We start from the raw sequence: 14,716 nt of genomic DNA, 5'->3' as shown, positions 1-14,716 counted from the left end.
CCCAAGCTTCCTGGATTAAGTACCGGGTTGGTGTTCAGGTTGCTGAGTAATGACGGTGCCGTCAGCAAGTCGCAGCCATGTCTCGAAGCTGCGCTCGCCTTCTATGAGTCGAATCATTCTTGCGCCACGTGGAAAGCCCTCTTTGCCATACGTGTTATAGCCGCTGGCTCTGCCGTAACATAGACGAATCCCGTGCAGCTCACCCCAATAATCGTTGATATGATCATGGCCAACGAAGGTTCCTACGATATCGCCCATCTCCAGCATGCCTGCAAATAGCCCGGAGTTCACGCGGCTGCTGCAGACGCTAGCCTCATAAAAGTTCCCGTAACAGGTCTTGCTGTCCCACACCTCTTGATATTCGGGTAAAGGGATATGGAAGAAAGCGAGAGCAGGCAAAGGCTGTTCGGCAAAAGGATCTCGAATCTGAAGGGATTCTTTCTTGTACCATTCGATTTGATCGCTGCGAATCCAATCATACCCATCAATATGGGGAACGGTTGAATAAGCGCCTGAATCAAAGAAGTAAAGGTTGAATCTGCTTTGCCCGGCAGCATCTCGAATAGACAATCGGTAATTCCCTTCTCCGTTAACTTCTACCGGACCGCGCTGGGCAACCGTATGCGGATACTCCAGCACCGCATGGATGAGGTCTTCTCTTGAAATGATCGATTCCGTGTCATGATTGCCGAACACGATCGCCCATGGAATCCCGCGACTTTCCACGGATTGAACAGCTTCTCGCAATGCTCCTGTTGGATCCTCGCAAGGGGGATCGCCTGGAGCTACCTCGCCGGTATAGATGACATCACCCGTGAAAACAACAAGATCCGGCTGTTCAGCGTCGAGGATATCTTCCATGAGACGGCGTGTCATCTGATCCAGAGCACCGTTATCTTTCCAATGTAAATCAGTGAATTGCGCGATCGTAAAGGTGTGATCCTCGCGAAAGACGAGTGAATGTGGCATGATAAGCCCTCCATTTTTGCATGAATGTTGTATTCTTGTGGTTTCATAACGTCATCGTGTTGTTTATTGACAATCTTAGCGTCGCTAGATCAGACTGTCAACCAGCAATTCTGATGAGTTGACATCATGTACCCCTAACCCTACAATGAAAAAAACAACATAAAACAACATCAATTAAATAAAATCAGTCATGTAGGAGGCTTCTGATGTCATTAACCTACGAAGATCGCAGGATGACGATTCTAAATCATTTGGAAATGGAAGGAAAAGTGCAGGTGCATCGCCTGTCTGAGCAACTTAGCGTTTCTACGGAAACGGTGCGGCGCGATTTGGATCGGCTGGAGAAGGAAGGCAAGCTTCGCAAGGTGTATGGAGGCGCGGTCAAAATGCGCATGGAGCTTGTCGAGCCGCCTTTTCTGAAGCGGACCCAAATGATGAAGGCAGAGAAAGCGTCCATTGGCAAGCTGGCGGCATCATTGGTTGAAGACGGTGAAACGATCATGGTGGATAACGGAACGACGACCATTGAAATTTTGCCGTATTTAAGGGATCGAACGAACATTACCTTGATCACCCACTCGATCCCGGTACTTAATTTAGCGATGGAAACGTTTCGCGGAACCATTATTTTTGCGGGCGGGGAAGTAAATCCAGAGTATCAGGCGACAACAGGCTCCCTTACCGATCGGATGCTCGACCAATTTAAAGTGAACAAAGCGTTTATTTCTCTTGGCGGCATTTCGCTTGCAGACGGCATTACCGATTACCATTTAGCTGAAGCGGCTATTTCCCGGAAAATGATGCAGCGGGCGGAGGAGTCTATTTTAGTCGCGGATCACTCCAAATTTGGAATGTCCACATTCGCCAGAGTAGCGAGGCTGGAGGAGATTTCTATGCTGATCACGGACGCGGGCTGCCCGAAAGAATGGATTGATACGATGGAAGCGCTTGGGATCGAGGTGCGAATTAGCGAGTAAGACGAGATCCCGTGGATTAATACCTAGGCTGCAAACGAGAAAAAGCGGCAACGATAAATATCCGTTGCCACTTTCCCTTAAGAGTTTGAAACTAAACGATCAAGGAACTTATCGGCGTCACTATTAAACTTCCATACAACACCGAATTGATCAACCAACATTCCGAAGCAGGAAGACCAAGGCATTTCTGATAAAGGCATGATAACATAGCCGCCTGCAGACAAATTAGTAAAGTAATTTTCTAGTAGCTGTTTATCTTCAATAACGATGCTAATCAGCATATGGTTGCCTTTAATCAACTCGCCCGTTACTTTCTTCATCGAAGGCAGAATATCCGACATCATGATTTTGCCGCCAGCGAATTCTAACGATGACTCCATAATCATATTCAATTCGTTTTCTGGCAAAGGGTAGTTTGGATCTTGCGGAAAATCCTTGAATTTCACCTTTTTTACTTTACTTGAATGTAGAGCTTCTGAATAGAACTCTATGACCTGTTCTGTGTTCCCGTCAAAGTTTAAATACGTAATAACGGACATGTTAAAACCTCCTTCTTGTAATACATGAAGTATAAGCTATAATAGGTGACAGCTTTGTTGTCACCTATTATAGCTTTTTTTAAATTTTTTTAGCTGCGTTTCAGGCTGGAGGGACACTATGAATAAAATAGAAAGATTAATATCTATAGTCATGGTCTTGCTGCAAAAGAATGTCGTTTCAGCAACCGAGTTCGCTCAATTATTCAACATGTCCAAAAGAACGATTCTACGTGATATGGAAACGCTCAGCATGTCTAATATCCCTATTTATTCGATAAATGGAGTTAACGGCGGCTACGCGATTATGGATGAATACAAATTAGACAAACGACTTTTAAGCAGTAAAGACTTGGAAAATATTTTAACCGCTCTGGGCGGATTAGGACAAATTCTATTTAGTGACGAAGTAGAACTAACGATTAAAAAAATGGAATCGATGATAGGCTCGGCAACTTCGAAAGGCTCCATAAGTCTGTCATTTTATGATTGGGACGGTCGTTCTGAAATAGTCCAAATCTTAAAGACATGTCAAGAAGCAATAGCGCAAGGAAGATTGCTTACTTTCGATTATATAGATCGAAACGGAGACATGACGATTAGAATGGTCGAGCCATACCATCTTCATTTTAGTGAGATGAGTTGGTATTTGAAGGGGTTTTGTTTGGATCGAATGGAATATCGAACGTTCAAATTGTCCAGAACAGATAATCTGAATATCGATAGCCAAACATTTGATGCCAGAGATTCTATGACTGAGCAAAAAGCGGAACAACAGTATCAACCGAAATTAATTACAATTAAAGCATTGATTTCCCATCAAATTAAAGATCACTTTATTGAAAGATACGGTCAAAAGAGGCTTGAAGCCTATAATTCTGAATGGTTAATCGCCCAAATCGATGTGCCGCAAAATCAGATTGGATTCCGGTTTTTAGCTAGCTTCGGACCGGATTTGGAAATCATAGAACCTAAAGCATATATTGAAGATTTTCGAGAGTTTCTAAATGTCATGTTAAAGAAATATGTCTAAAGAAGTCGGCGATGCCGGCTTTTTTTGTATTCGCTTTGGCTTATATTAGCGACAAATTGCGATTTTCGCCTCCGATTCCCGTCATTACGGACTCAGCGGACTCTATCAGGGACAATTCAAAAAAATGCGGAAACAAACAGAGAAATAGCTCGCTATTTCTATTTCAAAGCGACAAGTAAAATATGGTATGAAAGCGCTATCGGAACAGAGGGAGGTGCGTTGCAGTCGAATACCGATGCGCGTGGACAAGTGTTCATAAGAGTACAAGAGGGGAAGGTTGATCGGTTATGAAGGTTTTCGGTTATCGGACTTGGAGCAAGAAAGCAATGCCTGTTGTTCTTGCATGTTCGCTCTCGATTGGACTATTAACAGGAACCATGCCAACAGGTGTCGTCAACGCGGCCGAAGGTGAGCTAGTTGCCTTCAAGACGCAAGAAGGCGGCGTGTTCGACGGAATGCCGCTTTTCGATGGTGTGCCTGAGCATTTGGATGCATTTGTTGACGCCTATTTTCAATACACGGGGTTAGAAGGTCCAGCCGTCTATGCAACTGGATCTCGGAATCATTATACGCTTCAGCAGGGAGAGAACGCGGGAAATAAAATTCCTGGAGCACTGTCTGCCGCTGATAACGTACAAGGCATATCGACCGATTTTCCGGCATTGGTCGGTATGGGACAAACTTGGAACAAAGAGCTGCTTGCCGATATCGGACAAGTCATCGGTGCCGAGAAAATCAGCCAGCTGAAGGTTAAGCAAGGCCTTTCGAATATTCATGGCGGAAGCGAATCTTCGGCTTCGGTCGCTTTCACGGTCGTAAGCGATCTTAGAATTAATCCGCTCAGCGGCCGGTTTGACGAAGGGTTCGCGGAGGACGCGTATCTCTCCGGCACAATGATTGATGAAATGGCGGCAGGCCTAAGCGGTACGGATCAGGAGGCGAGCGAGGATGGATTTTGGATGCGGGCTGCCGTAGGCACGAAGCATTACTCCGTATATAACGCGCAATGGTTCCGACAGTCCGCAAGTAACAGTGCGGGAGCAAGAGCCATTTACGAGTATCAGACTCGCGCTCCGCTGCAAGCCTTTGAAAGCGGATCGGTAGCGGGAGTCATGACATCGTTCGGCCGTACTAACGGCATTCCGAACATTCTCTCGCCTATCCAGCTTCATGCGAACAATTTCTCCAAGTACGGTGTGTACAGCTCTCCCGATTTCAACGGAGATTCGCTCGTGTTCGGGGCTAACACGATGGGGAACGGCTATGACACGAAGTATGCGCAAGATCGCACGCTTGCCAATTTGCTTATGATTTTGGCCGAAGCGAATGCGGGACGGCCGTCCCCGAACGCAAATGACGCGCTAGCCGACGTGCTCGCTGTCGTAAGCGCTGTCGAGCAAGGGAAATACGACGTCACGGCCGAGGACTTGATCGAAGCGGCTCGTCCGCACGTTAATCAGATGGTCCGCATCGGCATTTTCAACGAAACGGACGAGAACGGCATTCCGAAATATTACCCGTTCGCACAAGACGCCAAGGACGTGCGTACGGAAGCGCCGGCTACTTATGCGCTGCAAGAGCATCAAGACGTTGCGCTGCGCGCGGCTCAGGAAAGCATTGTCCTGCTTAAGAACGATGGAGCTCTGCCTCTGGCAAAGGAACAGAAGGCGGCAGTATCCGGACCTTATGCGGATGCGAGGTTCAAGACTGTTTATTCCGTAGGGACGACTCCTAGTATTCCTAACTCCGGCGATTCGCCGTTGCTTGCCATTATTAAGCAGAATGGAAGCGACAACGTTAACTACGATGAAGGCGGCAAATTAATTGCGCTTCAATCCGTTCTTAACGGTCAGACCGTTACGGCAAGCACATACGGTGGAGAAGCTGGCGCAGGGCTAGTCACGACAGAAGATCAGCTGGATATTGAGAATAACGCACATTTGTTCAGAGTGTACGATTGGGGTCAGGAAGGCGTAAGCTTGCAGTCTCTGCTTAACGGCAAATGGATTACCTCGCCGTCCGCCGCCAATGCGGTCGTCGGAAATACCGACGCAACGCAGCTGAACCTTACGAACAATGACTGGAATTTGGCTGAGATGCTTGGAAGCACTAGCACCATTCCTGCAAGGCTTCGAATGGAAACGAACGGAGATGACACCGTCTCGATCGTGTCCAACGGCTATCGTACCGGATTCAGCGGCGATTTCTCGAACTGGTATTATACGAACGGCCGATTCATCCGCACCGCGGAGGACAACACGCTGAAGACGACAGCGACCACTCTTACGAACGCGACGGTTGCGGCAAGCCGAGGAGATGATGTGAAGTTCGAGCAGACGGTCGTCAAGGATGTTGGCGAAGAAGCAGCTGCCAGAGCGGCAACGGACGATTATGCAATCGTATTCGTAGGCGCGATTCCTCGTCACAGCGCCGGCGAGGGCAACGACCGATCCTCCCTCTATATGGGTAATGACGATTATAAGCTTGTCGAGAAGGTTTCGGCAGCGTTCGCGGCAGAAGGCAAGAAAACAGTTGTTGTCGTGAAATCCAGCTTCCCGGTTGTTATGGAAGACATTCAGAACAATCCGAACGTGTCCGCAATTGTGTACCAACCTTATGGCGGACAATACGATTCCCAGGCGCTTGCTCAAGTGCTTTATGGCGATTATTCGCCAACAGGCCGCCTGACATCTACATGGTACTCGGATATGTCGGCTTTCCCGGCGATTAACAATTACGCGATACCGGAGGGCAATACGACCCAGACGATCGAGGCCAACACAGATCCTAGATTCACGGTTGATATGACGAATGCCGATCCGATTGAATCCAAATTGACGTATATGTATACCGACGCCCCAGTCACATATAGCTTCGGTTACGGTTTATCTTACAGTGATTTCACGTATAGCGACTTGGCCGTTCCTTCTTCGGTCAGCGGCAGCGAACCGTTCACCGTATCCGTCACCGTAGAAAATACGGGCGCTGTGGACACCTCCGAGGTCGTCCAGCTCTATGCGAACAACAATGATGCTGCGTATGGCGAGTATGCGCCTGTTAAGCAGCTCGTATCTTATGAGAAAATCGAACTGGACGCAGGTGAATCGAAGACGGTCGAGTTGACCGTGAATCCGAAAGATTTTGCCGTGTGGGACGTCAATAAAGGCGACTTCCAGGTCGAGAGCGGCTCCTATTCATTCATGGCAGGATCTGCATCGGACGATATCCGTCTGGAAGCTTCGGTTGAAGTAGTCGGAACGCCGCTTGCTCAGCTCGATATCTACGAGCCGTTCAACGTCTTCGACCATTCATTCGCTTCGGACGAAGTCATTTATCATGAAGTATCGAAAGCTCGTACGGCCAGCAGTTTGAAGGAAAAGAAAGTCGTTGGCGAATATTATTCGGTCAGATCCAAGCAGAACGGCTCTTGGACAGCAATCCCGAAAGTGGATTTGACGGGAGCTAAGCGGGTAACTGCAAGCGTGGCGAGTGATTCGGAAGGCGGATTCATTACGCTTCATGCGGATTCTCCGTATAGCGCGCCGATCGCTTTGCTGGAGGTAGGTTACACGGGTCCGACTTCTTACACGATCGAAACCGCGGGTGTGGCCGTGAGCGAGCTAGGTTATACCGATGTAACGGTTGATTTGAGCAATACGGCGATTACGGGGATCCATGATCTTTACGTTGTATTCCGTTCACCGGATCTGCGTATCGACAGCTTGTCCTTCCAGACCGATGCTGTCATTAGCGTATCCGGTAAAATTAAAGGATCTGAGCGAAACCCATCCCTGAACGTACAAGCGGACCAGACTCCATTCGGTCTTAATGCGGTCAATACGGATAATTGGAGCTTCGACGGCGGAGACAGCGGCTTGACTCTATCTACTGTCACGTTGAACGAAGATCAAACGGTAGCGAAGCTTCAACTTGCGGGCACGGCAAAGGCCAAATCAACCTTGCAAATTTCGGCTCTTTCAGAAGCTTTCGCAGGAAGCACCACTGGCAGTAACATCGTTACGGTGACCGTCGGAAGCAACAGCGGTTCCGGCACCGTTACGCCATCTCCTGAGCCTGAACCGGGAACGGAACAACCGGAAGAGCCAGAAGTTGAATCCGTTAAAGTAAGTGCATTGACGGAGGCTGATCTTGCTCTTGTGAATGAGTTGAAAATACCGGGCGTCTCTGTGGCAGGAACACCTGTGAGGTTAAGCGTCATTTCCAAGAAAGGACTGTACGCTCATGGGAAACTTGCTGGCAGCACTGCCGCATTCACGGCATTGGCTCGATTGAATGATGACGGCACCTTAACTCCTGTGCCAACTCGCGTCATAACGAACGCGGACGGTACGAGAAGCATGGAGGCACTCGTGCTTTCGGACGGCATTTACGTCCCGATTAACGTCGAACGCCAATTCATCGACGTACCGGCCGATGCATGGTACGCCGAAGAGATCCGGCAAGCAAGCAGCTTACTGCTGCTGAACGGCGTGTCTGCTGATCGGATGCAGCCGACAGCCTTAACAACTTACTATCAAACGTTGATGGTTGCTCTTAACGTACTCGGAGTAACTCCATCCAAACAATCGCAGGATACGAAGTGGTACGATTCCGTCTTGAGAGAAGCTGCTCTTCTCCAACTGTCGGCGACAGCAGTGCCTTCCGCAGATTCTTCGATTAACCGTGAACAAACGGCAGCCATTCTGACAAAAGCATTAGCTGCTGCTGGTCTCGAGACCACGATGACCGAAGAAGAGGCAACCGAGCTTCTTAAATCATTTGTAGATGCATCTTCCATCACGTCAGAATACCGGTTGTCCTTGGCTGTCATGGTCAAATACGGCATCCTGAAAGGAACGGCTTCCGGAAAGTTGCTTCCTTCCGCAGGACTTACTAGAGCAGAGCTGGCTGCAGTTGCGCTTCGTGCGCGTACTGCCATCGAGAGCATCCTTTCAATAGAATAGTTGAAATTCTACCCGCTTGGTGGTACCTTTGCACAAGGAGCCGCCAGCGGGTCTCTTGACTTTTTTAAATGAAATGGACGTGCAGCTATGAAAGCTACTAAAGGGTGTTTTGGCTATATCCAATGGGTCATGTTACTGTTGCTTCCCGCATTGCTTGCCTCATGCGGGGTTCAGAGTACCCGTACACAAGAGCCTGAGCCGGATGAAATACCCATTTCCTACATAACCTCAGGCGGGAATGCCCAAAGCACCTCTATTATGGAGGAATTGACCGCCAAGTATGCGACTAATCAACCTCAGATTGTATTTGAATACGAAGAGCTTGGCAGTACCGAGCTCCCTTCTAAATTGCAGCTGCTGGCCGCCAGCAACGATCTTCCGGTCATGTTCAGCTATCCTTCGGGCAAGCCGCTGCTTCAATTCATCGAAAGCGGAGCGGTGCTTGATCTGTCCGATCTATTCGACGAGCTGGGCATTCGGAATAAGCTGCTGCCATCGGCCGTCGATTTGTTGACTGCATTGGTGGAGGGGAAGGGCTTATATGCGTTGCCTTTGGAAATGAATATAGAAGGATTTTGGTATAATAAAAAGCTTTTTGCCGAGCTGGATATTCCCGAGCCGTCCACATGGTCCGATATGACGAAAGCGGCTGACCGCTTTCTGGAAGCGGGCATCCAGCCGTTCGCTCTTGCCGGGAAAGAGAAATGGCCGATTACGCGGCTGATCAATGCTTATCTCATCCGGAAGATAGGGCCGGATGCTATGCAGAGGGTCGACCAGGGACAACTTAGGCTCACTTCTCCCGAATTTGTCGAGGCGGCCGAGGAGATTAAGCGCATGTCGTCCAAAGGTTACTTTGGGCTAGATGCGAACAAGGTTGATTTCAAGCAAGCGACGGACTTGTTTCTGAATGGACAAGCCGCAATGTTCTATTCCGGCAGCTGGTCGCTTCGAGACTTTGATAATGAGGAACGCAATAGGATCGGTGCGGACCAAATCGGATTTTTTAGCATACCGTTAGTTCAGGACGGCAAAGGAAAGAGTAGCGAATATCCAGTCAATGCGGGTCTAACGGCTTCTTTCTCTAAGGAAGCGTATAACGAGCAAGTCGGACAATGGATCAAATTCGTATTCGAGAATTATGGCGACTATGCAAGCGGCAAAGGCATGATTACGGGTTTCCGCGTAACGGAGGCTGACGAGGCTACGCCGCTTAACCGGATGATTCAGCAAAAGCTGGATTCGGTGACGAAAGGGGCGCTTTGGTTCGAAGCGCTGTTCACGACGAAGGAACAACGGACCGCGTGGGAAAACGCGCAATTGCTCGTCGCAGGCCCCGACTATACGTCCATGCAATATATGAGCGATTTGCAAGCGGCTATCGATGAGCAAAGCGAATAATTAGGGGACAATCCGATAAATGCGGAGTTGACCTGATAAATACGCCGAACCGCGGCGCGTGCTCCTCTGCTATACTGATGTTAAATACGGCCCTAGACAATAGGCCGATTCATTCCCTGTACTGCCGGAAGAACTTTTCTCTCGCAGGCGGGGAATGTTTTGTTTACGCAGGCATTACCAACCAAATTTGTTCAAAGGAAGATCATCGTGAAATCACGGATTCGCTTTGCATTGCAGCTGTTCCGCCAGCCGAGGATTAGAAGACGATTTTTTACGGCTATGATTCTGGTTTCGCTTCCCCCATTGTTTGTGCTTGGTTACGTTTCCTTTAATATTGCCAAGGAAACATTAATCCAGAACCATATGGAAACCAACCGAGGATATTTGAAGACGTCGAGCGAAGTGGCGGATTTGCTGCTGCGAAACATCATCAACATGAACCGGATCATTCTCTCCAACGACGAGCTCAGGAAGGAACTGCTGCTCAGCGGGGCCAGCAACGGCAACGATCAAGCCGTCATCGATGTTCGCACGGCAAATAAGCTGCAAAATATCGTCGTTTCCAATCTGTTCGATACGCAGTATATCGAGTCGATCTGCATCTTCGACCGCAATTATCGTTCGGTCTGCTATGGCAGGTCGGAGCAGGCCGGGCGTTACGGCACGGATGACACGCGCAGGCAGATTCCTTTGACGGATTGGTACGTGACGGCGCAAGAGGCCAGAGGTAAAGAAATTTTCTTCGGATACAACGTGTTGGAGGACGCGGAGGGAAGCTCCTTCTCGAGCGTAAAAGTACTGCGCGACCCAAATCAATTGACGGGCGGTCAGATCGGATTATTAGTCATTAATATTAAGAAAACGATCTTCGAGCAAACGCTGAACGAGAGCGGTAAAAGCGGCTTCCTCGTGCTGGATAAGGCGACAAGTCAACCGGCCATCGTCTACGATTACCGACCGGAGGAGACGGATAGCATAGGTCTGTCAGGCAGTTACGATGCCATGATGGACAGGCTTAGGCAAGCCGGCTATATCTTCAGCGTCTACAAAAATGCGACGAGCGGCTGGATGTTCATTCATTTCGTTGAGACGAAGTCGCTGCTTAGGCAGTCCGACCGGATCGGCGACATTACGATGCTGCTTGCTGCCTTCATGGCCGGCATTGCGCTGCTAGTGTCTTATTTTGTATCGGGAACGATTACAAAACCGCTGCTGCAGCTCAAAAAAATGATTGTGGATTGGGCGAAGGGCAGTCAGCCGATCGATGGGAATGAAACGTTCGCTGCCGACGAGGTAGGCGTCATTAACCAGACCTTCAGGCGGTTAGCCATAGTTAACCAGCAATTGAGCGAAAGCTTATTGCAATCTCAGCTTAAAGAGAGAGAAGCGGAGCTTCGCTCGCTTCAAGCGCAGATCAAGCCGCATTTCCTTTACAATACGCTGGATTCCATTTATTTCATGGCGCTGCTTGAGGAGAAGGCTGACATTGCGCAAATGGCGCTGTCGCTTTCCGAGAGCTTTAAGCTTAGCCTGAACAAGGGGCGGGAGCTCATACCGGTGTTCAAGGAAATTCAGCATATCCGCCATTATATGATTATTCAAAACATGCGCTACGACAATCGGTTCCACTATGAAGAAACGATCGAGGAAGAGATCAAGAGCTTCGAGATTATGAAGCTGCTGCTTCAGCCGCTTGTCGAAAACGCGATTTATCACGGCTTGGAGCCTAAAGTAGGCGAGGGTAGAATTCGGCTGACCGGACGGAAGGACGGCGAGTTTCTCGTCTTCACGGTCGAGGATGACGGCGTCGGGATGGAAGACCTGACGAAGACAGAGCAAGGTTACGGCATGCTGAACGTAAGGGAGAGATTGAGTCTATTTTATGGCGCAACAAGCACCTTTACGATAGACAGCAAAGTCGGTGAGGGTACCAAAGTGCAGCTGCGCTTTCCATATAGGCAAATGACGGGGGAGGCATAAACGATGCTGAAGGCTGTTTTGTTCGATGACGAGTTTATCGTTCTGAAGGGCTTGATTAAACTGATCAATTGGGCGGAATGCGGAGTCGAGCTGGTAGCGACCGCTAAGGACGGCCTATCTGCTCTGGAGGCATTCAGAACCCATCGGCCGGATATTGTCATTACGGACATACGGATGCCAGGCATGGATGGGCTGGAGCTGATCGAAACGATACGATCCGAAGCGCCCGAGACGATGTGTATCGTATTCAGCGGATACAATGAATTCGAGTACGTGAAGAAGGCGATCCATCTAGGTGTCATCGACTATCTGGAGAAGCCGATCACCTTGGAGAAAATAAAGGACGGCATTCGCAAGGCGGTCGCGCGAATCCAAGAGCATTCGGAAATGTCGGCGCTTAAGCATGAAAGCAAGCAACAGCTGCTTGTGCAGAGCACACTCGGGCTGATACAAAGAGGCAGTGAGGCGATCAAGGGCTGGGCGGAGCATTTCGGTCCGGATGCATCCGAGGTGAAAGGGGTAACTGTGCTGGCGCTTTCGGAAGAGCATGTACAATTGGCAAGCGGTTCCGGTTATAGGATCATACGAATTCGCAACGGATCCGAATTTCTCGCTGCCGTCTTTCACTTTGATCAAGCATTTGCCGGTTGGACGGACATTATGGAGAACATCGCAGATGCAACGGTAGGATCGGGCAATACGTACGAGACGCTTGACCTCGCCCCTAACAGCTATAAGGAAGCGCTAAGGGCGCTGCGATACGGCAAGTATTTAGAGGGAAAGGGCTGGATTCGCTTCAGCGAGCTTGGCGTTTCCGAGTCTGTCGACCCGCATCTTTCCGAAATCGAAGAAGAAGTGTTATTTGATATGCGGATCGGCGATAAAGACGCTTTGATGGCAAAGCTAGACAACTATTTGGCCGAATTTCGCAGAATGAAGCCGGACCCCGAGGTTGCAGAAATCGAGCTGATGCGTATGTTGTTCCACGGCCTCGAGGTAGCGAAGGAGACAGGCGAAAGCTTGACCGACCTGAAACCTCCGGGTCATTTGCCCGAGCGGAAGCTGCTAAGCATGCAGACTTTGGAAGAAATGGCCGCTTGGCTGCGCGAGGAAATGGAACGAATCATGGATTGGATCATCGACATTCGAACGAGGTCAAAACATGCTTCCGTCGAGAAGGCCGTGCGATATATGAACGATCATCTTGGACGAGATCTAACCCAGCAGGAGGTTGCCGATCATGTCGGGATGAATGTAACTTACTTCAGCCTTCTGTTCAAAGAGGAGATGGGCGTCTCCTACATTAAGCATCTGACGAAAGTCCGCATGGAGAAAGCGAAAAGGCTGCTGAACGAGGATTTGTCGATTCAGGATATCAGCGAGCGGGTAGGCTATTATCATGCCCGGCATTTCTCCGAGGTGTTCAAGAAACATACGGGTATGACACCCGGTCAATTCCGTTCGAAGGGGAAAGGGATATGAGAAGCAAACGGCTGTTCATCGCTTCGCGGCTAGCTCTTGCGATCTTGTCGCTCAGCGTGCTTCATGCCTGCAGTGGTCATAAGGAGCCCGAAGCCGAACCCGGTGCGAGTCCGACGACGATCCTTTATTTAAGCTCAAACAAGGAGAACGAAGGAAGCGCTCGCATTATCGGCGAATTAGCGCAGGAATATGCAGCGACGCATCCCGAGGTACGCTATAAATTCGAGAATGTGGCAGAGAGCGATCTGAACCAGCGCGTGCAGCTGCTCGCTGCCAGCAACGATCTTCCAACGATGTTCAGCTATCAATCGGGCAAGCCGTTGCAGGATCTCATTAACAGCGATGCTGCCCTTAACGTAGAGGAAGCGTTCACCGAGCTTGGCCTTATGTCTACTATGAATCCCGCCGCCGCAGAGTTGCTGAAATCGTACGCGGATGGCGGTTTGTTCGCAATCCCGCTAGAGCTTAATATCGAAGGCTTCTGGTATAACAAAAAAATCTTCTCTGAGCATGGGCTGAGCGAGCCGCAAACATGGAAGGAAATGCTGGACATCGCCGCTGACTTGAATGAGCATAACATTCAGCCTTTCTCTGTCGCTGGCAAGGATAAATGGCCGATAACAAGGCTTATTAACGCTTATGCCATTCGTATGTACGGAGCAGACGTCATGGAGAGGGTCGATAGAGGCGAAATAACGCTAACGAGTCCGGGCTTCGTGGAGGCAGCGCAAATCGTTCAGAACATGGGGCTCAGCGGTTACTTCGGACCGAGAGTGAACACCATTGATATGAGCACGTCAGTTGATATGTTCCTGCAGGGAAAAGCGGCCATGTTCTATATGGGAAGCTGGCAGCTGCGCGCCTTTAACGACGAGATGCGGAATCAGATAGGTGCGGATAATATCGGTTTCTTCAGCATACCGCTCGTTGAGGGCGGCAGCGGAACGTTGGATGAATATCCTGTCAATGCCGGGCTTACGACGTCGTTCTCCAAATCGGCATATACGCCGGAAGTCGGAGAATGGATCAAATATGTGTTCGAGCGGTATGGCGATCGAGCCATGAACGAGCTTGGTATGGTGACTGGCTTTAAGGTAAGCGACATGCCGGAGGATTTGCCTCCGCTGACCAAACAAATACAGCAAAAAATCGGCGAGGTCACGAAAGGAGCGCTTTGGTTCGAAGCTAGATTCGATACGAATGCGCAATTGATGGCATGGAACAACGCACAGCTGCTAGTCACTAACGATGATTACTCTCCGCTCGATTACATGACGGCATTACAAGAAGAAATATCCAATTAGTTTGCGGATGGTTGAGAGGACCCTGAGCGGTCCTCTTTTTTTTGTGTTCATTCCGAAAAATACGGAGCGA

General features: G+C 49.4%; 9 protein-coding genes. 7 read left to right on the top strand and 2 right to left on the bottom strand.

Annotated elements, in window-relative coordinates:
* Positions 1-15: 15 nt before the first annotated feature.
* A complete protein-coding gene (locus V8F51_RS20155) occupies positions 16-969 on the bottom strand; it encodes a metallophosphoesterase family protein (protein ID WP_337102212.1) in 954 nt (317 codons plus the stop codon).
* A gap of 206 nt (positions 970-1,175) precedes the next feature.
* Between V8F51_RS20155 and V8F51_RS20150 the strand changes: the two genes are divergently transcribed.
* Positions 1,176-1,946: a DeoR/GlpR family DNA-binding transcription regulator gene (locus V8F51_RS20150; protein ID WP_337102211.1), complete on the top strand. Its 771-nt coding sequence runs from the start codon at positions 1,176-1,178 to the stop codon at positions 1,944-1,946.
* 77 nt (positions 1,947-2,023) lie between these two features.
* On the opposite strand, the gene V8F51_RS20145 is transcribed toward V8F51_RS20150, so the two are convergent.
* Positions 2,024-2,485, bottom strand: coding sequence for a VOC family protein (locus tag V8F51_RS20145; protein ID WP_337102210.1), 462 nt, complete (start codon positions 2,483-2,485; stop codon positions 2,024-2,026).
* 118 nt (positions 2,486-2,603) lie between these two features.
* Between V8F51_RS20145 and V8F51_RS20140 the strand changes: the two genes are divergently transcribed.
* The 6 genes from V8F51_RS20140 to V8F51_RS20115 all read left to right on the top strand — a co-directional run bounded on the left by V8F51_RS20140 (position 2,604) and on the right by V8F51_RS20115 (position 14,646).
* Entirely contained in the window at positions 2,604-3,515 is a 912-nt protein-coding gene (locus tag V8F51_RS20140; RefSeq protein WP_337102208.1) for a helix-turn-helix transcriptional regulator, read from the top strand.
* Between the two features lie 287 nt (positions 3,516-3,802).
* The gene (locus V8F51_RS20135; RefSeq protein WP_337102207.1) at positions 3,803-8,479 is read left to right on the top strand and encodes a glycoside hydrolase family 3 C-terminal domain-containing protein; all 4,677 of its coding nucleotides are present in this window, start codon (positions 3,803-3,805) and stop codon (positions 8,477-8,479) included.
* A 129-nt stretch (positions 8,480-8,608) separates the two neighbouring features.
* The gene (locus V8F51_RS20130; RefSeq protein WP_337102206.1) at positions 8,609-9,880 is read left to right on the top strand and encodes an ABC transporter substrate-binding protein; all 1,272 of its coding nucleotides are present in this window, start codon (positions 8,609-8,611) and stop codon (positions 9,878-9,880) included.
* 363 nt (positions 9,881-10,243) lie between these two features.
* Entirely contained in the window at positions 10,244-11,860 is a 1,617-nt protein-coding gene (locus V8F51_RS20125; protein ID WP_337102205.1) for a sensor histidine kinase, read from the top strand.
* Positions 11,861-11,863: 3 nt separating this feature from the next.
* Positions 11,864-13,342: a response regulator transcription factor gene (locus tag V8F51_RS20120; protein WP_337102204.1), complete on the top strand. Its 1,479-nt coding sequence runs from the start codon at positions 11,864-11,866 to the stop codon at positions 13,340-13,342.
* Positions 13,339-14,646, top strand: a complete 1,308-nt coding sequence (locus V8F51_RS20115; RefSeq protein ID WP_337102203.1) for an ABC transporter substrate-binding protein — start codon at positions 13,339-13,341, stop codon at positions 14,644-14,646. The genes V8F51_RS20120 and V8F51_RS20115 overlap by 4 nt, the downstream gene beginning before the upstream one ends.
* Positions 14,647-14,716 lie beyond the last annotated feature (70 nt).

Origin of the sequence: Paenibacillus sp. YIM B09110 (genome assembly GCF_037167145.1) — a bacterium.
GTDB lineage: Bacteria > Bacillota > Bacilli > Paenibacillales > Paenibacillaceae > Pristimantibacillus.
Note: the sequence above shows the minus strand (reverse complement) of the source record. Positions and strands in the feature narration are given on the sequence as shown.

Bases quoted from the DNA above. Each gene is read 5' to 3' on its own strand.
- V8F51_RS20145 (WP_337102210.1), bottom strand. From the start codon at position 2,485: ATGTCCGTTATTACGTATTTAAACTTTGACGGGAACACAGAACAGGTC.
- V8F51_RS20140 (WP_337102208.1), top strand. From the start codon at position 2,604: ATGAATAAAATAGAAAGATTAATATCTATAGTCATGGTCTTGCTGCAA.
- V8F51_RS20115 (WP_337102203.1), top strand. From the start codon at position 13,339: ATGAGAAGCAAACGGCTGTTCATCGCTTCGCGGCTAGCTCTTGCGATC.
- V8F51_RS20135 (WP_337102207.1), top strand. From the start codon at position 3,803: ATGAAGGTTTTCGGTTATCGGACTTGGAGCAAGAAAGCAATGCCTGTT.
- V8F51_RS20120 (WP_337102204.1), top strand. From the start codon at position 11,864: ATGCTGAAGGCTGTTTTGTTCGATGACGAGTTTATCGTTCTGAAGGGC.
- V8F51_RS20150 (WP_337102211.1), top strand. From the start codon at position 1,176: ATGTCATTAACCTACGAAGATCGCAGGATGACGATTCTAAATCATTTG.
- V8F51_RS20155 (WP_337102212.1), bottom strand. From the start codon at position 969: ATGCCACATTCACTCGTCTTTCGCGAGGATCACACCTTTACGATCGCG.
- V8F51_RS20125 (WP_337102205.1), top strand. From the start codon at position 10,244: ATGGAAACCAACCGAGGATATTTGAAGACGTCGAGCGAAGTGGCGGAT.
- V8F51_RS20130 (WP_337102206.1), top strand. From the start codon at position 8,609: ATGTTACTGTTGCTTCCCGCATTGCTTGCCTCATGCGGGGTTCAGAGT.